This window comes from Geodermatophilus siccatus (assembly GCF_900103785.1).
Classification (GTDB): Bacteria; Actinomycetota; Actinomycetes; order Mycobacteriales; family Geodermatophilaceae; genus Geodermatophilus; species Geodermatophilus siccatus.
Genome location: NZ_FNHE01000003.1, coordinates 181,151 through 201,192, shown reverse-complemented (window position 1 = coordinate 201,192; position 20,042 = coordinate 181,151). Strand labels below are relative to the sequence as shown.

At 73.9% G+C, this 20,042-nt stretch carries 20 protein-coding genes; 4 read left to right on the top strand and 16 right to left on the bottom strand.

Annotated elements, in window-relative coordinates:
• Positions 1 to 35 precede the first annotated feature (35 nt).
• From BLS21_RS06840 to BLS21_RS06820, 5 genes are read right to left on the bottom strand one after another with little or no spacing between them, the layout of a single operon-like run.
• Positions 36 to 1,652 (bottom strand): SLC13 family permease, encoded by a 1,617-nt coding sequence (locus tag BLS21_RS06840; protein ID WP_091215580.1) that lies wholly within the window; start codon positions 1,650 to 1,652, stop codon positions 36 to 38.
• Between the two features lie 45 nt (positions 1,653 to 1,697).
• Entirely contained in the window at positions 1,698 to 2,234 is a 537-nt protein-coding gene (locus BLS21_RS06835) for a carboxymuconolactone decarboxylase family protein (protein WP_091215578.1), read from the bottom strand.
• Positions 2,231 to 3,100, bottom strand: a complete 870-nt coding sequence (locus tag BLS21_RS06830; protein ID WP_091215575.1) for an SCO6745 family protein — start codon at positions 3,098 to 3,100, stop codon at positions 2,231 to 2,233. Before BLS21_RS06830 ends, BLS21_RS06835 begins: the two co-directional genes overlap by 4 nt.
• Before the next feature lie 29 nt (positions 3,101 to 3,129).
• A complete protein-coding gene (locus tag BLS21_RS06825) occupies positions 3,130 to 3,609 on the bottom strand; it encodes a protein-tyrosine phosphatase family protein (protein ID WP_245700122.1) in 480 nt (159 codons plus the stop codon).
• On the bottom strand, positions 3,606 to 4,589 hold the full coding sequence (locus BLS21_RS06820) for a GNAT family N-acetyltransferase (protein ID WP_245700121.1): 984 nt from the start codon (positions 4,587 to 4,589) through the stop codon (positions 3,606 to 3,608). The genes BLS21_RS06825 and BLS21_RS06820 overlap by 4 nt, the downstream gene beginning before the upstream one ends.
• A gap of 112 nt (positions 4,590 to 4,701) precedes the next feature.
• Between BLS21_RS06820 and BLS21_RS06815 the strand changes: the two genes are divergently transcribed.
• A complete protein-coding gene (locus tag BLS21_RS06815; protein ID WP_091215570.1) occupies positions 4,702 to 5,022 on the top strand; it encodes a GYD domain-containing protein in 321 nt (106 codons plus the stop codon).
• 153 nt (positions 5,023 to 5,175) lie between these two features.
• Here BLS21_RS06815 and BLS21_RS06810 read toward each other — a convergent pair whose 3' ends face one another.
• The 6 genes from BLS21_RS06810 to prfB all read right to left on the bottom strand — a co-directional run bounded on the left by BLS21_RS06810 (position 5,176) and on the right by prfB (position 10,544).
• On the bottom strand, positions 5,176 to 6,066 hold the full coding sequence (locus BLS21_RS06810; RefSeq protein WP_091215568.1) for an amidohydrolase family protein: 891 nt from the start codon (positions 6,064 to 6,066) through the stop codon (positions 5,176 to 5,178).
• Between the two features lie 22 nt (positions 6,067 to 6,088).
• On the bottom strand, positions 6,089 to 7,015 hold the full coding sequence (locus BLS21_RS06805) for an NADP-dependent oxidoreductase (protein ID WP_091216447.1): 927 nt from the start codon (positions 7,013 to 7,015) through the stop codon (positions 6,089 to 6,091).
• A 14-nt stretch (positions 7,016 to 7,029) separates the two neighbouring features.
• A complete protein-coding gene (gene smpB, locus BLS21_RS06800; RefSeq protein ID WP_091215566.1) occupies positions 7,030 to 7,506 on the bottom strand; it encodes an SsrA-binding protein SmpB in 477 nt (158 codons plus the stop codon).
• Positions 7,507 to 7,611: 105 nt separating this feature from the next.
• Positions 7,612 to 8,496: a permease-like cell division protein FtsX gene (gene ftsX / locus BLS21_RS06795; RefSeq protein ID WP_091215563.1), complete on the bottom strand. Its 885-nt coding sequence runs from the start codon at positions 8,494 to 8,496 to the stop codon at positions 7,612 to 7,614.
• Positions 8,497 to 8,543: 47 nt separating this feature from the next.
• Positions 8,544 to 9,233: a cell division ATP-binding protein FtsE gene (gene ftsE, locus BLS21_RS06790; RefSeq protein WP_091215560.1), complete on the bottom strand. Its 690-nt coding sequence runs from the start codon at positions 9,231 to 9,233 to the stop codon at positions 8,544 to 8,546.
• A gap of 198 nt (positions 9,234 to 9,431) precedes the next feature.
• Positions 9,432 to 10,544: a peptide chain release factor 2 gene (prfB, locus tag BLS21_RS06785; RefSeq protein ID WP_091215558.1), complete on the bottom strand. Its 1,113-nt coding sequence runs from the start codon at positions 10,542 to 10,544 to the stop codon at positions 9,432 to 9,434.
• Positions 10,545 to 10,591: 47 nt separating this feature from the next.
• Between prfB and BLS21_RS06780 the strand changes: the two genes are divergently transcribed.
• Entirely contained in the window at positions 10,592 to 10,882 is a 291-nt protein-coding gene (locus tag BLS21_RS06780; protein WP_091215555.1) for a DUF6343 family protein, read from the top strand.
• Between the two features lie 62 nt (positions 10,883 to 10,944).
• Here the strand turns inward: BLS21_RS06780 and BLS21_RS06775 are convergent, their stop codons facing one another.
• Both BLS21_RS06775 and cutA read right to left on the bottom strand, forming a co-directional pair.
• Positions 10,945 to 12,783: a putative bifunctional diguanylate cyclase/phosphodiesterase gene (locus BLS21_RS06775; protein ID WP_091216445.1), complete on the bottom strand. Its 1,839-nt coding sequence runs from the start codon at positions 12,781 to 12,783 to the stop codon at positions 10,945 to 10,947.
• Complete coding sequence (cutA, locus tag BLS21_RS06770; protein ID WP_091215552.1) at positions 12,780 to 13,133, bottom strand: divalent-cation tolerance protein CutA; 354 nt, start codon at positions 13,131 to 13,133, stop codon at positions 12,780 to 12,782. The genes BLS21_RS06775 and cutA overlap by 4 nt, the downstream gene beginning before the upstream one ends.
• Before the next feature lie 51 nt (positions 13,134 to 13,184).
• Here cutA and BLS21_RS06765 point away from each other — a divergent pair, with 51 nt between their 5' ends.
• Entirely contained in the window at positions 13,185 to 13,421 is a 237-nt protein-coding gene (locus BLS21_RS06765) for a hypothetical protein (RefSeq protein WP_091215549.1), read from the top strand.
• A 34-nt stretch (positions 13,422 to 13,455) separates the two neighbouring features.
• The gene (locus BLS21_RS06760; RefSeq protein WP_175479468.1) at positions 13,456 to 14,460 is read left to right on the top strand and encodes a patatin-like phospholipase family protein; all 1,005 of its coding nucleotides are present in this window, start codon (positions 13,456 to 13,458) and stop codon (positions 14,458 to 14,460) included.
• Positions 14,461 to 14,485: 25 nt separating this feature from the next.
• Here the strand turns inward: BLS21_RS06760 and BLS21_RS06755 are convergent, their stop codons facing one another.
• Genes BLS21_RS06755 through BLS21_RS06745 form a run of 3 tightly spaced genes read right to left on the bottom strand, consistent with a single transcriptional unit; the run spans position 14,486 to position 19,310 of the window.
• Positions 14,486 to 15,523: a glycoside hydrolase family 6 protein gene (locus tag BLS21_RS06755; RefSeq protein WP_091215546.1), complete on the bottom strand. Its 1,038-nt coding sequence runs from the start codon at positions 15,521 to 15,523 to the stop codon at positions 14,486 to 14,488.
• Entirely contained in the window at positions 15,520 to 17,514 is a 1,995-nt protein-coding gene (gene glxA / locus BLS21_RS06750) for a radical copper oxidase GlxA (protein ID WP_091215543.1), read from the bottom strand. Before glxA ends, BLS21_RS06755 begins: the two co-directional genes overlap by 4 nt.
• Entirely contained in the window at positions 17,511 to 19,310 is a 1,800-nt protein-coding gene (locus tag BLS21_RS06745; RefSeq protein ID WP_091215541.1) for a glycosyltransferase family 2 protein, read from the bottom strand. Before BLS21_RS06745 ends, glxA begins: the two co-directional genes overlap by 4 nt.
• Positions 19,311 to 20,042: the final 732 nt, after the last annotated feature.

Below are 20,042 nucleotides of genomic sequence, written 5' to 3'. Positions count from 1 at the left end.
CCGGCTCCCCCGGTCGGGTGAACGTCACACGACGGTCAGCCGACGCCCAGCACCAGGTCGATCAGCACCGGGAGCAGCACGACGATCAGCAGGGCGCCGAGGACGTCGAAGGAGATGCCCGACCGGATCATCTTGGTGATCGGCACGACGCCGGAGCCGTAGACGATCGCGTTCTGCGGTGTCGACACCGGCAGCATGAACCCGAAGGACGCCGCGAAGGTCGCCGCCAGCGCCGGCACGAACGGGTTGATCCCCGCCGCCACGGCCACCGGGATGATGATCGGCACGACGACTGCGGCCGAGGCGGTGTTCGAGGTCGTCTCGGAGATCACGATCGCCAGCAGCACCGCGAACACGGTGATGGCGAAGGTGTTGGTCAGCCCGAGCAGGTCGGCCGAGCCGTTGCCGATGGTCTCGGCCAGGCCGGTGTCGGCCAGCAGCGAGCCGAAGATGATCCCGGTGCCGAAGAGCAGGATCGTGCCCCAGTCGATCTTCGCCGCGTCCGACCAGTTCAGCGTGAACTCGCGGCGCCCCCAGTCGGTGGGCAGCAGGAACAGCAGCGAGGCCCCGAGGACGGCGACGATGCCCTCGTCGAGCCGGTCGCCGATCGTCGTGTAGAGCGCCGAGTCGGTGCCCGCGGTCAGCGCGATGACGCCGGGGAAGATCCACAGCGCCACGGTGATCCCGAAGGCGACCAGCGTGTTCTTCTCCGCCTGCGTGACCGGTCCGAGCTCGGCGCGCTCGTGCTGCACGTACTCGTGCACGCCCTCGATCCGCTTGATCTCCGGCCGGTTGAGCAGCAGCAGGACGGCGGCCAGCGCCACGAACATCAGCGCGCAGATCGGCAGCGCCATGAGCATCCAGTCGAGGAACCCGATGCGCTCCCCCGTCGCCTCCTCGATCAGCCCGCGGCCGATGAGGTTCGGCGGGGTGCCGACCGGGGTGATCAGCCCGCCGACGCTCGCCCCGTAGGCCAGCATCAGCATCAGCGCGACGCCCACCCGCAGCCGCAGCGGGTCGAAGTCCGGCGCCACCAGCTCCTTGTCCTGCAGCAGCTTGGCGATCACCGAGAGGATGCCGATCGCCGTCGGCAGCAGCATCGCGACCGTGGCGGTGTTGGAGACGAACGCCGACAGCAGGCAGGTGATGAGCCCGAAGGCGATGACCACCCGCGCGGTGGAGCCGCCGACCCACCGCATCGACAGGATCGCCATCGCGAACCGCCGCGCGACGCCGTGCTTGAGCATCGCGGCGGCCAGGATGAACGCGCCGATGAAGGTGAACACCGTCGTCGAGCCGAGCGGGCCGACGGCGTCGTCGGCGGGCACCACACCGAGGACGGCGATGGCCCCGACGCCGATCAGCCCGCCGATCGGGATGGGCACCGGCTCGGTGATCCACAGGACGATGACGCCGAGGAGCACCGCGGCGAGCAGGTGCTGGTCGCGCGGCAGGTCCAGCGGCAGCAGCGCGAAGACGATCGTCACGACCGGGGCGAGGAACAGCCCGACCGTGCGGCGTCCCTTCTCGAAGCGCTCCTCCGCCGGGCTGAGCCGCTGCTCACCGAGGCTGCGGTAGGTGGCCGACCCGCGGAACGCGGCGTCGACGTCGGTCCGCCGTCCGGACCCCTGCTGCCGTTCGGTCGCGGTCATGACGCCCTCCCCTGGACTGGGACCTCGACCATAGGGAGGCTCGGCTCAGCCGGGAACCTCTCCGTCCGGCGGCGGCACGGCCAGCGCGACGAGGAAGCGCGACACCATCGCGTAGCCGCCCACCAGCGCGGTCAGCTCCACGACCTGCCGGTCGTCGAGGTGCTCCCGGACGCCGGCGAACACCTCCTCGGGGACGGCGACGTCGCGCGTCGAGGCGTCGGTGAAGGCGAGGACGGCGGCCTGCAGCGGCGTCCACACCGGCTCGGCCGCGGCGTCGGGACGGCGCAGCACCTGCAGCTGCAGCTCGGCCAGACCGGCGCGGCGGGCGATCGGCTCGTGCGACACCCACTCGAACGCGGCGTCGTTGAGCACCGCCACCCGCAGCACCACCAGCTCGCGCAGGTCGGCCGGCAGCGTCGTCGCCCCGCGCAGCGCGCCGAGCAGCGCGTTCCAGCCCTCCGCGACCGGCGGGCTGTGCAGCAGCAACCGGTCCAGCGCGGAGAGCTCGCCGCCGCGGCGGGCGCGCAGCAGCTCCGCCGTCGGCCCGTCGTCGTCCGCCCCCGGGACACGGGGCTCGTTCACCGGGCGGCGAGGACGCCGGCCGGGTAGGCGCCGGCCGCCACCAGCCGCGCCGACAGGCCGCGGCCCAGCTCGACCACGCGGGTGGTCCGCTCCGGGCCCAGGTGCACCCAGGGCGCCGCGGAGAGCTCGTCGGTGCCGGCCTCGATCTCGGCGCGCAGCGCGACCCCGGCCTCGGTCAGCGCGCCGTCGGCCACCAGGCCCCGCGCCGCCAGCCCGTCGGCGGCCGCGGCCCACTCCTCGTCGCTCCAGCCGCGGGTGGCCTTGGCCGCGGCCTCGGTGAAACCGCGGCCGGTCAGCGTGTGGGTGACCAGCGACTCGAGGCCGGTGAGCCCCGCCCGCAGCAGGCAGGCGACGTGCCCGTCGCCGCGGTGCTCGCGCAGGAGCGTGGCGCCGTGCCACAGCGACAGCACCGGCTCCTCCGGCCAGGGCTGGTCGGCGTGCGCGGCGTACAGCGGGCGGCCCTCGGGGGTGAGCGCGGTGCAGGCCTCCCGCAGCAGGTCGGCGAGCTCGGCCACCTCCGGCGCGGCTGCGGCGTCCGCACCCCCGAGCAGCCGGGTCAGCGAGGCGCGGGCGCCGTCGAGGCGGGCGGTGAGCACCTGCTCCGGAGCGGCGAGGGTCCAGGCGCGCGGCACGTGCCGGGCCACGAGCGCGGGGGCGAAGTTGACGAAGGTCGCCGTCACCGTGCCGGGACCGACCGCGCCCATCGCGGCCGCGCGCCCGGCGAAGTAGCACATCCGGCCCGGGCGCAGCCCGACCGCGGTCAGGTACCCGTCCTGCTCGGGCGAGAAGTAGACGTGGTTGTGCAGCGGCTCGACGGCGCGGTGTGCGCGGGCGACGTCGGGGGCGGCTGGATCGGCGCTGACCATGCGCCGGACCCTAGAAGACCCCGTCCTGCTCACCGTGGAAGGGCCCCGTCCTCCCCACCGTTCGCAGGCTCAGGGCGGGACCCGGGACGGGGGCCGGCGTGCCGGCCGAGCGAGCGCAGCCACCGGCGCTGCCACGGCGTCTCGACCGCGCGCGGGTGGTACCGCTCGCGCACCCAGCGGACGGCATCGGCGGCCGGCAGCCCGTCCAGGACGGCGAGCGCGGCCAGCGCGGTGCCGGTGCGGCCGACCCCGCCGCGGCAGGCCACCTCGACCCGCTCCCCCGCCCGCGCCCGGTCCAGCGCCTCGGTGAGCGCGGCGACGGTGTCGGCGCGGTCCAGCGGGATCCAGAAGTCCGGCCAGCGGACCCGGCGCGCGGGCCACGGCGGCAGCGGGCCGCTGCCGAGCACGACCGCCCGGTCGGCCGGGGACGCAGGCGCGCCCAGCCGCCGCCCCCGGACCCGCGCCCCGCCGGGCAGCTCGACCAGCCCGGCGCCGTCGGCCCAGCTCACGTCCCCGGGAGGCGGGTGCAGGTCCACTGGACGCGGGTGCGCACGCGCGTGAACCCCAGCCGCCGGTACAGCCCGAACGCCCCGGTCGGGTTCTCGGTGTCGACCTGCAGCCCCGCGGTGTGGCAGCCGGCGGCGGCGCTCGCGCGCAGCGCCGCGACGATCGCGGCTGACGCGATGCCGCGCCCGCGGGCCGGGCGCAGCACGCCGAGCTGCCCGAGGTGGGCCTGCTGGACGCCGGTCGCGCGGGTGTCGGCCTCGTACACGGAGGTCAGCACGTAGCCGGCCACCGCCCCGTCGACGAGGGCGAGCACCGACAGGTCCGGCCGGAAGGCCCGCGTGCCGGTGAACCAGGCCCGCCACGTGGTCGCGTCGCGCTCGGCCGAGCCGTGGTGGTCGGTGAAGGCCGCGTTGTGCGCCCGCCGCACCTCGTCGTCCCGGTCCCAGGCGAAGGGCACCAGCTCGACGCCCGGCACCGCCGGGGCCTCCGGCAGCCCGGTCAGCGGCCGCTCCATGTCGGCGTACCAGCGCTCGGCGGTGAAGCCGGCACGGCGGACCAGCGACTCCAGGGACCCCATGCCCGGGTACACCGACACGTCGAGCCGGCCCGGCAGCTCGGGGTGGTCCCGGCGGTGCACCTCCGCGCCGCGGCGCAGCTGCCAGTCCAGCAGCGCGCGGCCGATGCCGCGCCCGCGCCAGGCCGGGTGCACCCGACCATCCAGCAGGACGCGGTGGTCCTCGCGGACCCCGCTCATGGACACGACCACGGCCACCGCCACCAGTGCGCCGTCGTCGGTGCACACCGCCCGGCTGTCGCGCGGCAGGTCGACCAGGTCGTCCACCCACCACTCGGCGAGGTCGTCGGCGTCCAGGTGCTCACCGGTGTCGTCGACCGGCTCGGCGGCGGCGAACAGCCCGGCCGCGGCGGGGAGGTCGTCGGCGGTCAGCGGTCGGGCGGTGAGGCCCGCGGGGAGGTCGAGCACGCCGCGCAGCGTAGGGACGGCGTCCGACGCGGTCGACCGTGTTCCCGCGGCGGTGTTGCGGCCGGGCCCGGACCCGCGTCAGCATCGGCGCACGCCGCCGAGAGGAGGGCCCGTGCCCCGCTTCCTGGTCATCGCCCGGTACCAGGCGCAGGGCGCGCGGGCGGTGATGGCGGCCGGGGGGTCGGCCCGGCGCAGCGCCTTCGAGCACGCCGTCCTCGACCTGGAGGGGCGGCTGGAGAGCTTCGACTTCGCGCTCGGGGACGCCGACGTCTACGCGATCGTCGAGCTGCCCGACAGCGCGGCCGCCGCGGCGCTGTCGCTCACCATCACCGGGGGCGGCATCGCGTCGGTCCGCACCGTCGCCCTGCTGACGCCCGAGGAGGTCGACCGGGCCGCCCGGCTGCACCCGGACTACCCCGCCGGCCCGCGCTGAGGGGTCACCAGCCGGGCAGGAACAGGCAGCACGGGTGACCGGCCGGGCCGGGGCCGGCCACACCGGCGGCACGTGGTCGGTCTCGAGCTGGGAGGACAGCCCCGCGCCGGCCAGCCGGGCGCGGCCCTGCCACAGCAGCGACCCGCCCCGGCGTCAGGGCGCCAGCGCGAACAGCCGGGCGCCGTTGTGCCACAGGACGGCGCGCAGCCACTCCTCCCCCAGGTCCAGCCGGTGCAGGGCGGCCAGCTGGTGGGCGTACGGGTACGGGATGGACGGGAAGTCGCTGCCGAGCACCACCTTGTCCCGCAGCGCGCCCAGCCGCGGCCGCAGGGCCGGGTCGAACGGCATGAGCCGTTCGGTGAAGTCGGTGGCGAACATCGTGGTGTCCAGGTGCACCCGCTCGTAGCGCTCGGCCAGGTCGAGGAAGGCCGCGTACTCGGGCATGCCGAGGTGGGCGATGACCAGCTGCAGCCGCGGGTGGCGCTCGAGCAGGCCGGTCATCGGCGCCGGCCCCGTGTGCTCCCCGCGCAGCGGCCCGGAGCCGCAGTGGATGACGACGGGGGTGCCGGTCTCCTCCAGCCGCGCCCACACCGGGTCCAGCAGCGGGTCGCGCGGGTCGAAGGCGCCCACCTGGACGTGCACCTTGAACACCCGCACGCCGCGGTCGAGCGCCGCCTCGACGTAGGACGCCGCCTCCGGCTCGGGGAAGAAGGTCGCCGACTGCAGCACCCGCGGGTGCGCGGCGGCGAACCGCGCCGACCAGTCGTTGAGCCAGGCGGCCATGCCGGCCTTGTGCGGGTAGGGCAGCGTGGGGAAGGCCCGGACCCCGAGCCGGTCGAGCACCGCCAGCCGTTCGTCCTCGGCCAGCGGGTAGTGCACCGGCCAGGCCGCGCCGTAGTGGGTCTCAGCGGCGGCGAAGTAGTCCCAGACCTTGGCCTGCACCCGCTCGGGCAGGAAGTGCACGTGCACGTCGACCAGCCCGGGCAGGCCCAGCTCGCGCCAGTACCGGGGGACGTCGGCGTCGTCGACCGGTGGGGTGATCACTGCAGCGTGACCGTGCCCGTGGTCACGAGCGCAGCGTGACGACGACCTTGCCGCGCACGTGCCCGCCCGCGACCAGCTCCTGCGCCTCGGCGGTCTGCTCCAGCGGGAACGCCCGGGCGATCGGCACCCGCAGCTGGCCGGCGTCGGCCATCCGGCCGAGCTCCTCGAGGTGCTCGTGCTCGGGACGGACGAAGACGTAGCGGCCGCCCATCTCGTTGACCACCGGGTCGACCACGGAGGCGATGCGGGCGCGGTCGCGGACCTGCTTCGGCGCGTCGGCCAGGGTGTCGCCGCCGACCAGGTCGAGGACGGCGTCGACCGGCTCGGACAGCTGCGCGCTGATCGGCCCGGCCGAGTAGTCGAGCACCTCGGCGACCCCGGCGTCCCGCAGGAAGCCGTGGTTGCGCGGACTCGCCGTGCCGATGACGTGCGCGCCCAGCGCGACGGCGATCTGGACGGCGGAGAAGCCGACGCCACCGGCCGCGCGGTGCACGAGCACCCGCTCGCCCTCGTGCACGTCGAGCGCCTCGGTCAGCGACTGGTAGGCGGTCAGCCCGGCCAGCGGCAGCCCCGCCGCCTCGGCGAAGGACAGTGACTCCGGCTTGTGCGCCAGGCACCGCTGCGGCGCCGGCACGAGCTCGGCCGTCGTCCCCCACTGGACGTCGTCCCGGCGGACGTAGCCGAACACCTCGTCACCGGCGGCGAACGCGGTGACCGCGGGGCCGGCGGCCTCGACGACCCCGGCGACGTCCCAGCCCGGGACGATCGGCAGGTGGTGCGGGTAGGCGCCGGTCAGCCCACCGGAGCGGATGAGCACGTCGACCGGGTTGACGCCGGCGGCGTGCACGCGCACCAGCACGGTGTCGGGGCCCACCGGGGGGTCGGGCAGGTCGTCGCGGAGGGTCAGGACCTCGGGCCCGCCGTACCGGTCGTAGGCCACACCCCTCATCGGCACACCAGCACCTACCGCCGTCCCTTCACGTAGCGCCCGAAGGCCCGCTGGATCTCCCGGCGCGAGTCGCGCTCGGCGAGGTCCTGCCGCTTGTCGTAGGACTTCTTGCCCTTGGCGAGGGCGAGGGTCGCCTTGACCTTGCCGTCCTTGAAGTACAGGTCGAGCGGCACGAGGGTCAGGCCGCCCTCCTTGGTCTTGCCGATGAGCTTGTCGATCTCGGCGCGGTGCATGAGCACCTTGCGCTTGCGCCGCGGGGCGTGGTTGGTCCACGTGCCCTCGGCGTACTCGGGGATGTGCACGTGCTGCAGCCAGACCTCGCCGTCGTCCACCGTGGCGAAGCCGTCGACGAGCGAGGCACGGCCGGCACGCAGGCTCTTCACCTCGGTGCCGGTGAGCACCAGGCCCACCTCGTAGGTGTCGAGGATCGAGTAGTCGTGCCGCGCCTTCTTGTTCTGGGCGATGAGCTTGCGCCCCTCTTCACGCGGCATGACCCCAGGTTACTGGGCCCCCGGAGGCGGCGAGATCTGCACAGTGGCGGCCATCGGAGGGCCGAAGGCCGCCGCTGTGCAGATCTCGCGGGGAGGACGGGCCCGCTAGATGCGCACGTACAGGCGCAGCGTGACGTAGGCGGCGACGGCGGCCAGGCCCACGCCGGCGGCGGCGATCACCGGACTGATGAAGGCGATCGCGCCCCAGTCGACCGGCGGGATGATCCCGGCGCGGATCGGCCCGGCGAGGGTCTTGTCCACGAACAGGATCTTGGTGACGACCAGCCCGCCGATGGCCAGCAGCGCACCGATCAGCCCGGCCAGCGCGGCCTCGAGGATGAACGGCAGCTGGGTGTACCAGCGGGAGGCGCCGACCAGCCGCATGATGTTGGTCTCGTTGCGCCGGTTGAACGCGGCCAGCTGGATCGTGTTGGAGATCAGCAGCAACGCCGCGAGCGCCTGGACGACGGCGACGGCGATCGTCGCGTTGCGGGCGCCGTTGAGCAGGCTGAACAGGCGGTCGAGGAAGTCGCCCTCGTCGCGCACCTGGTCGACACCGTTCTGCCCGTTGGGGAACTCCGCGGCGATGACCGAGTAGCGCTCGGGGTTGACCAGCTCGACGCGGAAGCTCTCCGGCAGCGCGTCCGGCGGGGTGTTCTGCACGAGCTCCGGCTGCTGGCTGAACTGCTGCTGGAAGCGGGCGTAGGCCTCGTCCTTGGACTCGTAGATGTGGTTGGCCACCTCGGGCGAGCCCGACAGCTGCTGGTCGATGGCCGCCCGCTGCTCGTCGGTGACGTCGTCGGCCAGGAAGATGGAGACCTGCACCTTGTCGTAGTAGATCTCCTTCATGTCGGAGATCATCCCGGCGATCAGCAGACCGGTGCCCATGAGGCCGAGCGAGATGGCCGTGGTCAGGATCATCGCGACCGTCATGGTCAGGTTGCGACGCAGCCCGGTGGCCACCTCGGAGAGCACGAAGTTGACGCGCATTGGTTCCCTGTCGTGAGGTCAGGCAGGTGGAGGAGCGGGCGACCGGGTCAGCGGCCGACCCCGTAGACACCGCGCGACTGGTCGCGGGTGAGGACCCCCCCGTTGAGCTCGATCACGCGCCGGCGCATCGAGTCCACGATGTGGTAGTCGTGCGTCGCCATGACGACCGTCGTCCCGGTCCGGTTGATGCGCTCCAGCAGCAGCATGATGCCCTCGCTGGTCTCCGGGTCGAGGTTGCCGGTGGGCTCGTCGGCCAGCAGCACCAGCGGCCGGTTGACGAACGCGCGGGCGATGGCGACGCGCTGCTGCTCGCCACCGGACAGCTCGCTGGGCAGCCGGTTGGCCTTGCCCTCGAGGCCGACCATCTCCAGCACCTCGGGGACGACGCGCTTGATGGTCCGCTGGGGCTTGTTGATGACCTCCAGCGCGAACGCCACGTTCTGCGCCACGGTGCGGTTGCGCAGCAGGCGGAAGTCCTGGAAGACGCAGCCGATGGTGCGGCGGAGCTTGGGCACCTGCCACTTGCTCATCGTGTTGAGCGTCTTGCCGTTGACGATGACGTTCCCCTTGGTGGGGTCGTCCTCCTTGAGCAGCAACCGCAGGAAGGTCGACTTGCCCGAGCCCGAGGAGCCGATGAGGAAGACGAACTCGCCCTTGTCGATCTCCGTCGACACGTCCTCGAGAGCCGGCCGCGAGCTGGCCGGGTAGAGCTTGGTGACGTGTTGCAGTTCGATCACGAGGGGCCACGGTACCTCTCCGACCGGGGAGACTGGAGTGTCACGCGCGGTCGGCCGCCGTCCCGTCCCGACGGAGCGTGAGCAACTCCGCACGGGGCCCGGGACGCCCGTCACCCAGCGTGGCGCATCCGCCGTCCGGCCGTGCGACGGGTGTGACGAACGGGACGCCTGAACTCGCCGGCCCCAACGGGTCCTCCGTCAGCTGGACGGCACGGCCTCCTGCTGACGACGCCACCGGATGCCGGCCTCGATGAACGGGTCGATGTCCCCGTCGAGGACGGCGGAGGTGTTCCCGGTCTCCTGCTCGGTGCGCAGGTCCTTGACCATCTGGTACGGGTGCAGGACGTAGGAACGCATCTGGTTGCCCCAGCTGCTGCCCTCGCCGCGCAGCGCGTCCATCTCGGCCCGCTGCTCCTCCTGCCGCTTGGCCAGCAGCCGCGCCTGCAGGACGCGCATGGCCGCCGCCCGGTTCTGGATCTGGGACTTCTCGTTCTGGCAGGAGACGACGATGCCGGTCGGCAGGTGGGTGATCCGGACGGCGGAGTCGGTGGTGTTCACGCTCTGCCCGCCGGGACCGCTGGACCGGAAGACGTCGATGCGGATCTCGTTCTCCGGGATGTCGACGTGGTCGGTCTGCTCGACGACGGGCAGCACCTCGACACCGGCGAACGACGTCTGCCGGCGGCCCTGGTTGTCGAACGGCGAGATGCGCACCAGCCGGTGGGTGCCCTGCTCGACCGAGAGCGTGCCGTAGGCGTAGGGCTGCTTGACCGCGAAGGTCGCCGACTTGATGCCGGCCTCCTCCGCGTAGCTGACGTCGTAGAGCTCGACGGGGTACTTGTGCCGCTCGGCCCAGCGCAGGTACATCCGCATGAGCATCTCGGCGAAGTCGGCGGCGTCGACGCCCCCGGCCTCGGAGCGGATGGTCACCAGCGCCTCGCGGGAGTCGTACTCGCCCGAGAGCAGGGTGCGCACCTCGAGCTCGTCGATCGCCTGGCGCAGGCTCTCCAGCTCCCGCTCGGCCTCGGCCAGGGTCGCCGCGTCGTCCTCCTCCTGCGCGAGCTCGTGCAGCAGGCCGACGTCGTCGAGCCGGCTGCGCAGCTCCTCGACCCGGCGCAGGTCGCCCTGCAGGTAGGAGAGCTTGGAGGTCAGTGCCTGCGCGGCCTCGACGTCGTTCCAGAGGTCGGGGGCGGCGGCCTGCTGCTCGAGCTCGGCCACCTCGCGACGCAGCCGGTCGACGTCGAGGACCGCCTCGATGGACCTCAGGGTCGTGTCGAGTTCGTCCAGGACGACGGAGAAGTCAGCGGCCACATCGACCCAGGGTAGTCGCGCTCCGGGACCGGGTAGGCAGCCACGGCATGAGCGAACCCCGCCGGCGGCGGTCCCGCGAGGACTACCAGCGCGGCCTCCCCGACCACCACGACCCGACGGCCGGCATCGGCGGCGCACCGCCGGCGCGGTCGGCGCTGACGCTGCGGCTGGTGCTGGCCGCCTTCGGCCTCGTCTTCTGCCTGGGCGCCGGCCTGCTCTGGCTCTCCGGCGACGACCTGCCGGCCTGGCCCGCGGTGGTGCTGTTCGTGCTGGCGGCGGCGGCCGCCGTCGACCTGGTCGTGGTGGCCCGTCGCAAGATGCGCGGCGAACCCGGCTGACGGAGGACCTCCCTGCCCCCCACCGCTCGCACGCTCGCGGCGGGCGCCCGCCGGGAGGCCGGTCAGAACAGGGCGGTGGCCGGCTGGGCGGCGTACCCGGCGAGCCAGCCGGTCAGGTCCTCGGCGGGCATCGGCCGGGCCAGGTGGTAGCCCTGCGCGAAGGTGCAGCCGAGCTCGGTGGCCAGCGCCAGCTGCTCGGCGGTCTCCACGCCCTCGGCCTGGGTGCGCACACCGCAGGCCCGGGCCAGCGCGACGACGGCGGCGATCGCCGCGGCCGCCTGGCTGCGCCGCCCCTGCGGGTAGGCCACCAGGCTGCGGTCGATCTTGAGCAGCCCGGTCGGCATGGCGACCAGCTGGCCCAGCGAGGAGAAGCCGCTGCCGAAGTCGTCGATCGAGACCTCGACGCCGGAGCGGCGCAGCTCGGCGAACTGCGCGGCGGCGCGATCGACGTCCTCGGCCACCGAGCGCTCGGCCAGCTCGACGACGAGCTGCTCGGGCGGCAGCCCGGAGGCCTGCAGCGCCTCGTGGACGTCGGCGACCAGCGTGCCGGTGGCGACGTGGTTGGCGCTGATGTTCACCGAGGTGACCAGGTGCAGCCCGGCCGCCGCCCACGCCGCGGTCTGCCGGGTCGCGGCGCCCAGCACCCAGCGGGCGATCGGGGTCATCAGGTCGTGCTGGAGCGCCGTCGGCAGGAAGTCGGCCGGCGCGAGCAGGCCCCGGCGCGGGTGCTGCCAGCGGACCAGCGCCTCGACCCCGGTGCACCGGCCCGAGGCCAGGTGCAGCACCGGCTGGTAGTGCAGCACCAGCTGGCCGTCGTCCACCGCGTCGCGCAGCTCGGCGGCGACGGTGGCCTTGTGCTGGGCGGCGGCGCGCAGGTCCGCGGTGAACAGCCGGACCCGGTTGCGGCCGGCCGCCTTCGCCGCGTACATCGCCAGGTCGGCGTCGCGGACCAGGTCCGTGGAGCGCACCCGGGTCGGGGAGTCCGGTGCGGTGGCGATGCCGATGCTGACGCCCAGCCGCACCAACCGGCCGCCGAGGTCGAACGGGCGGTCGATGCTGGCCCGGCACCGGTCGGCCAGGGCCTCCGCGCCGGTGGAGTCGCAGTCGCGGCACAGGACGACGAACTCGTCGCCGCCCAGCCGGCCGACGGTGTCGCCGACGCGGGTCACGCCGGTCAGCCGCTGCGCGATCTGGCGCAGCAGGTCGTCGCCGGCCTCGTGGCCGAGGGAGTCGTTGACGTCCTTGAAACCGTCGACGTCGAGGAACAGGACCGAGACCGGCCCCCGGTCGTGCTGCTGCAGCTCGGCGTCGATGAGCTCGTGCAGGTGGGCGCGGTTGGGCAGCTCGGTGAGGGTGTCGTGGCGGGCCCGCCAGTGCGAGGCCCGCTCGGCGGCGACCCGGTTGGTGACGTCGGTGTGGGTGACCACGACCTGGCCGGCCTGGTCGACCCGCGAGGCCTGCAGGTGGACCCAGTGCGTGCCGCCGCGCAGCTGGAGGGCGTAGTCGGCCTGCACCGAGGGGCGCTCGCCGCGGGAGAGCGCGCGCAGCTCCTCGATCAGCGTGGCGGTGCTGTCGTCCCCGCTGAGCCGGCGGGCCATGGCGAAGTAGTCGCCGTCGACCCCGACGCGGACCCGGTCGTCGCCGAGGACGTCGGCGACCTTCTCCCAGGCGGTGTTGGCCAGCAGCACCGTGCCGCCGGCGTCGATCAGCAGGGTCGGCGAGGGCAGCGCGTCGAGCACGGCCTCGACGACGACGGCGGGCTGGGCCGGACCGTCGACCCGGCGGCGGACGTCGAGGGGCAGGTCGTGCTCCTCCGGTCGTCGTCCCACGAGCCCTCCTGCCAGGTCCGAACGGTCCTCGTCGGTCTCGGTGGGCACGGTGCCCAGGTGGACGGTGCTCATGCCCTGCCCCACCCCCCTCCGTCCCGTGGCTCGCGCGTCTCCTCCACCACCCAGCGCAGGTAGTCGGGGTTGCCCCCGACCAGCGGCAGGGCGATGACGCACGGGACGTCGTACGGGTGGAGCTCGGCGGTGCGCGCGACGACCTCCGGCACCAGCGACCGCCGGGTGTGCAGGGCGACGCGCGCCTCGGGTTCGTCGTGCACGGCGCCCTCCCAGCGGTAGACGGACCGGATGGCGGCGAACTGGTGACCGCAGGCCACCAGTCTCTCCTCCACCAGTGTCCGTGTGTACCCGCTCAGCCACTCCGCGTCACTTCCCGTGACCACGATCTCGCACACGTCGTCCGTCACGCGGCCATCCTGCAGGGGTGGAGTGACAGCTCCGCGGGGTAGGGCGGGGGCATGGACGAGGAGATGACCATCACGGTCGACAGCGAGGACTACGTGCTCCGCCCCGAGGGCGACAGCCTGAAGGTCGGCCGCCGGATGGGCGGCGACACGGCCTGGCTCGACGACGTCGAGCTGGCCAGCCTGCCCGCGGACGCCCGCATCGCCCTCGATCGCGGGAACACCTCCGACCCGGCGCTCATGCTCGCCCTCCGCGGCGTGGTGGCCGCGGAGGTGGGCCGCGGCGGCTGAGCGGAGCGGGAGGGGGCGTGCCTACGGTGCGGGCGTGCCCCCTCCCGACCGGCTGCCGGCCGACCTGGTCCTCGAGGGCGGTGGGGTCAAGGGCATCGCCCTGGTCGGCGCCACCGTCGAGCTGCTGCGCCGCTACCGCTTCGAGCGGGTCGCGGGCTCCTCGGCGGGCGCCGTCCTCGCCGCGTTCCTCGCCACCGGACTCGACGCCGACGGCGTGCTCGAGCGGACGTCCCGCCTGGAGTACGACCGGGTGCCCGACGCCTGGGCACCGGTGCCCGTCGTCGCCCCGGCGGTCGGGCTGCTCACCCGGTCCGGGCTGCACCCCGGGCGCTACGTCACCGAGTGGGTGCGCCGGGAGCTCGCCGACCTCGGCGTGCACACCTTCGGCGACCTGCGCCGCGAGGACCCCGGCGACGACCCGACGCTGGCGCCGTGGCAGCGCTACCGGCTGGTGGTGACGGCGACCGACGTCACCCGCGGCCGGCTGCTGCGGCTGCCCTGGGACTACCGCGACTACGGCCTGGACCCCGACGCCCAGCCGGTCGCCGACGCCATCCGGGCGTCCCTGGCCATCCCGTTCTTCTTCGCGCCGCAGACGCTGCGCGACCCCCGCACCGGGCGGCGGTCCACCCTGCTGGACGGCGGGGTGCTGTCGAACTTCCCGGTGGAGATCTTCGACCGCACCGACGCCGCTCCCCCGCGCTGGCCGACCTTCGGCGTCGGGGTCGGCGACGTCCTCTCCGACGGGGAGGTCTCCGTCTTCCCCCACCGCCGCCTGCTGCCGCCGCCGGTGCGCCTGCTGGACTCCCTGGTCGCCACCACCGTGAACGGGCGGGACCGCACCTACCTCGCCCAGCCGTGCGTGCGCCGCCGCGCCGTCTCCATCGACACCAGCGGCACCCGGGCGACCGACTTCGACATCGGCCCGGCCGAGCGGGCGCGGCTGGTGAGCGCGGGGACGACGGCGGCGCGGGACTTCCTCGCCGGGTGGGACTGGGCGGACTACCTCCGCGAGTGCCGCGGCGTCGCCACGGGCTGACCGGCCGGGGCAGGGAGGTCCCCCGTCAGCCGTCCTCGCCGTCCACCAGCTCCAGGGCCATCTCGGGCCACCACTGCCCGGCGGGCGGACCGCCTGCGCAGGTGCCGTCGGAGTCGCCCGGCTGCTTCACCCAGAGCAGCGCGTCGACCCGGTCCAGGTCGGGGGACGTCGTCGGCGCGGCGCCGACCTCCCGGTCCGGCGGGTTGCACCAGCGGCCCTCGCCGCCGGGGGCGTCCTCCGGCGGGCCGGCGCCGTTGCGGCTGGTGTCGACGACGAAGTGGGCGGGAGGCGTGCCCTCGGGCGCACCCTGCTCGAGCTCCCGGGACAACTCCAGCCCGTAGTCCGCGCTCGCCTCGGTGGTCTCGTAGTTCGAGACGTTGAGGGCGAACCCGTCGGCCCGGTCGACGCCGCTGCGGCGCAGGGCGTCGGCCAGCGCCGGCAGGTCGTCCACCCAGCTGGCGTTGCCGGCGTCCACGTAGACCCGGGTCTCCGGCTGCCGGTCGAGGATCTCCACGGCCTGGGCGAGCATCTGGTACCGCGCCGCGGGGTCGACGCCCTCGCACCCGACCAGGGCCTGGGGGACGGCGTCCGGCTCGAGGACGACCACCGCGGGCCGGTCGCCGAGAGCCGCGGCGAAGCTGCCGATCCAGCTCAGGTAGGCGTCGACGCCGGCGGCGCCGCCGGCGGAGTAGGACCCGCAGTCCCGCCCCGGCACGTTGTAGGCCACCAGCACCGGGAGCTCGTCCTCGGCGGCCGCGGCGAGGGAGATCTCCTCGACCGCCGGATAGGGGTTGTCGGGGGTGGCGATCCAGGTGGCGGTCGGCTGGTCGGCCAGCGGGGCCAGCGCCTCGGCGTCCGCCGTCCGCCCCTCGGCGAGGGCCTGCTGGACCGCGGCGGGACCGTGGCCCTCGGGGTTGAGCCACAGCTCCTCCCCCGCCAGCCGGCCGGACTCCGCCGCCGGGGTCTCGGGGGTGTCGGCGCCGCCGCAGGCGACCGCGGTGCCGGCGACGGCGGCCAGCACCGTGGCCTGGACGGACCGTCGGGCGTGCAGACGCGTCCTCATCCGACGTGCACCCAGCGCGCCGGGGAGGGGACGCCCTTCTCGTCGACCACGACCAACATGTACCAGCCGTTGGGCGTGAGGCCCTCCTCCTCGGGGACGCCGAGCTCGTAGGAGCCGCTGCCGCAGCAGCCGTCCGGGCAGTCCGCGGGGTGCTCGGCGGCGGGCTCGCCGGCCCCCGTCTCCGGGCAGGACGCCGGCCGGACGTCGAGGGCGACCGAGCGCTGCTCGGGGTCGGTCTGGTGGGTCACCGCGCTGGGCCGCACCAGCCGCGCCTCGGCGACCTCGCCGTCGGCGGTGACCGGGAAGGAGCCGCCCCGGGTGACCTCCTCCGGTGCGTCGGTGACCTCCGGGCGGTCGCCGGCGAAGAGGTACGGCGGGGAGTAGATCTCGATCCGCGTCTCGAACTTTCCCGGGATGGTGTTCTCCTCGTCGGAGAACAGCGGGTCCGAGCCCATGGTCATGACCCGCCCGTCGGGCAGCAGCAGCGCGGTGGCGTGGTAGTTGCGCCCGACCTCGTTCGGCGCCGCCTCGTGCAGGTGGCCGCTGTGCGGGTCGTACACCGTGGTCAGGTGCAGGTCGCTCTGCGAGTTGCCGCGGTAGCCGACCGAGCCCCCGGTGAGCAGGGTGGTGTCGTCGGGCAGCGTGACCGCGTTGAGGTAGCGCGCCGGGCTCGGGTAGTCGCTGGCGGCCGGCTCGTAGCGCGGCTCCGGCTCGCTGAGGTCGACGACGTCGAAGCGCGCCGTGGACTCCTCGCTGTCCCCGACCCCGCCGCCGCCGACGATGCCGACCCGCTGGTCCTGCGCGGGCGCGAGCAGGAACGAGGAGCTGGTCTCGTTGAACTCCGGGTCGCGCAGGCCGGGGACGTCGGTCCAGCTGTTGTCGTCGAGGTCCCAGATGCCGGGCTGGCGGCCCTCCTCGGCCGGCCCGTAGCCGGTGTTGGAGCCGCTGTAGAACAGCCGGTGCCCGTCGGCGAGCCGGAACAGGGCCGGGTAGGTCGGGAAGTAGCGCTCCAGCTCGGGGCGGTCCTCCCAGCTGCGGGTGGCCGGGTCGTAGACCTCGTTCTCGCCGTCGAGGACCTGGCCGTGCTCGTCGAGACCGGAGACGGCGAGCACGCCGCCGTCCTCCAGGCCGACCAGCGTCGGGTACCAGCGCGACTCGGTCAGCCGGTCGGTCTTGCGGTAGGTCTCGGTGGCGACGTCGAACTCGTAGGAGGCGTCGAGCCCGCGGTAGTTCTGCTTGTCCAGGGTGATGGTGTCGCCCTGGCCGTAGAGGTCGCGGCGCCGCTCGGGCTCGACGTCCTCGACCTGGAACTGCTGGCCGCCCGTGACGACCGGGGCGTCGCCCTCCTCCTCGGCCTCGATCCAGACGTCCTGCTCGCCGGCCATGGAGCTGCCGTCGCCCATCAGGTGCGCGGGCGGCACCGTCACGTCCTCGGTGGAGACGTAGCTGTGGCCGCGCGCGGTGAAGCGGGTGCCCGTGGGCAGGGTGACCGGGCCGTCGTGCCGCTCGTTCTTCACGGTGAGGACGCCGGCGGCCCTGGTGACGTCGTCGGCGAGCACCTCGTACTCCCGCGTGCCACCGGCGATGAGCAGGTTGCCGTTGGGCAGGTAGGCGTGCCCGGAGCAGAACAGGTCCTCCGGCGTCGGCACCTCCTTGGTGTCGCCGGTGACCGGGTCCCAGACGATCGTCTCGAAGCTGCCGGCCTCGAAGTCCTTCGCGTCGTTGCCCGACCCGGCGACGAACAGCACCTTGCCGGTGTGCAGCAACGCGGCGTGGACGGCCTGCGTCCGGTACTCCTCGGGCAGCTCGATGGTCTCCCACGAGCCGTACTGCGCCTTGTAGTCCGGCCGGCTGCGCTCGAAGTCGTGGTAGGCCTCCTGCGCGACGGCGCTCACGACCGGGCCGTTGGCCGCGACCAGCCCGGTCACCGTCGCGGCGACCAGGGCGGCGTTGCGCAGCCGGCGGCTGCGCTTCGGCTTGGGTCGGATCATCGGGTGCTCTCCTGGGTCTGGGGGACGTCGACCGCGCGGTTGCCGACGAAGGTGACGGCCGGCGTGCGGGGGCGGACGGCGGCGACGGCGTCCGGTACGACCGGGGCGGGCAGGGACGGCGTCCCCTCGGGGGCGTGCCGGCGCTGCCGGACCGACGCGGTGGCCCAGATGGCCACCGGCAGCAGGCACATGACCAGGCTCAGCACGGCCCAGACGCGGATCGCCGGGTGGGTGTGGCCGAGCAGCTGCGAGGTCACCAGCGCGACGAGCAGGACGGCGGCCCAGGCCAGGTGCCGGGAGAAGGCGGCCAGGCTGCTCCCGCTGACCGCGCCCTTGCGGGTGACGGCGAAGCCGGTGCTGCGGTTGCGGATCGCGGCCCACAACGCGCTGACGTACAGCGGCGTCGACATCACCGAGATCACCATCCCGCTGACGCCGGAGGAGCCCTCCTCCTCGTGCGGGCTGACGTTGTGCCTGCGGTTCCAGAAGTAGACGGCGACCTGCAGCACCGCGGCGTTGACGTAGAGCATCAGCCACAGCTGGGCCGACACCAGCAGGCCGGCGACGCCGGTGAGCAGGTAGGCGACCAGGTTGGTGACGCCGAGGACCCAGCTGACCGCGGTCGCCGGATAGTACGACATCAGCAGCGTGTAGTGCAGCCGCTGCGCGACGGCCATCCGCGGGGCCAGCCGCCAGAAGCGGCGCAGCACGATCTCGTCGGTCCCGCGGGCCCACCGGCCCTGCTGGGTGAAGTAGTCCCGCCAGGTGCTCGGGCCCTCGCCCACCGCCAGGACGTCGGGGGTGTAGACCGACCGCCAGCGCGCGCCGGTGCGCGGGTTGGTGCTGGCGTGCCAGACCAGGCTGGTCGCGGCGTCCTCGGTGATGGAGTCCTGCAGCCCGCCGATGTCGCGCAGCGCCGAGATGCGGACGGCGTTGTTGGTGCCGACGAACATCGCGGCGCGGAACCGGTTGGCCGCCCGCTGCAGCACGCTGTGGAACAGGTACTGCTGCGACTCGGCGGCGCGGGTGACGAAGGTGTCGTAGTTGCCGTACACCTGCGGGCCCACCACGAAGGCGACGTCCGGGTCGCGGAAGTAGCCCATGAGCCGCTCGGCCATGTTCGGCAGCGGCACGTGGTCGGAGTCCACCGAGATCCAGAAGTCGTAGCCGTCGCCGTGCGCGTCGAGCCAGGCGTTGTAGTTGCCGTGCTTGGTCCGCGCCTTGTGCCGGCCGGTGGGCTGGTTCCACTCGGGGACGCCGGCCCGGGTGAAGTGGCGGACGCCGAGCTCGGCGCACATGGCGCGCACCGCCGGGTCGTCGCCCTCGTCGAGCAGCCAGACGTCGAGCGTGCCCTCGTACCGGACGGCGCGGGCGGCCTCCAGCGTCCGGCGCACCATCTCGATCGGCTCCTTGCTCGGCACGATCGTGGTGATGAACGCGATCCGCTGACCGGGAAGCGGGGTCAGCGGGATCGGGTCGCGGGCGTTGAGCGTCGCGACCGCCAGCGTGAAGACGTTCACCAGGCGCAGGGCCTCGATGACGGCGACGCTGCCGATCAGCGCCACGACCAGCACCGAGCGCCAGTCGCCGGCCCACTCCGGGTGGTGCGCCGGCCGCAGCAGGAAGACCAGGAACAGCACCTCGAAGAGCAGGGCCGCGGTCACCAGCAGCCAGGCCCGGATGCGCGCGCCGCCACGGGACACCGGCTCGAACCGGATGCGGGAGTCCTCCGCCGGCTCCTGCAGCGGCCCGGCGAGCTCGCTGAAGTCGGCGTAGGGGTAGCTGCGCTCAGCCACGCCGGGACGTGACCGGGAGGCTGCCTCCTGCGCGGGAGGGCGTCGGGGACGCGGACCGGCGGGGCGCGAGGGCGGATGAGGGCATGGGGCAACCGTTCGTGAGGGGGCGGGGAGGTCACGCGGGCAGGCCGGGATCCCGGCCGGCGTCCTGGGGGAGCCGGGCCGGTTCGGTCGGCCGGGTTGCTGCCGGGATCGGAGGGCGCAGCACGACGGGCGTGCTCGCGACGCCCGACAGCGGGCGTGCGCTCAGCTCAGGTGGACGGCTGAGCGGTGGTGGAGGCGTCCGGCGTCAGCTCTGACGGGACCGGTGGGGACGAGGACTCGGACGCGGCAGGCAGGGCATTCCAACTCCCTCTCCAGGCGGGTGGGACCGGACAGGACAGCGGCCTCGTCGCCGCCCTCTCCCCCCGTGCACCTGCGCATGGCGTCGGTGGGACCTTCGGTTCTCCACATCGTTCACTCGGGCACCCGCTCGGGCGCCGGCAGGCACCGTAAGCACGGGCGTCTGCCACGCGCCAACGGATCCGGTGATCTTGCGGTCGAGGAACGCCTCGCTGGGCATGTCCGTCACGGAGCGTGCCCGATCGCGGGACACAGAGGTACAGCTGCGAACACCGCGCGTGTTCGAGTACAGAGACCGGCGTCACCACATTCGGCGCGCCGACACGCACCGGAACCCGCTGTTGCAGGGTGTGACGATCATCGCGGTTTGGAGTCGGTCCACCGCGGTTG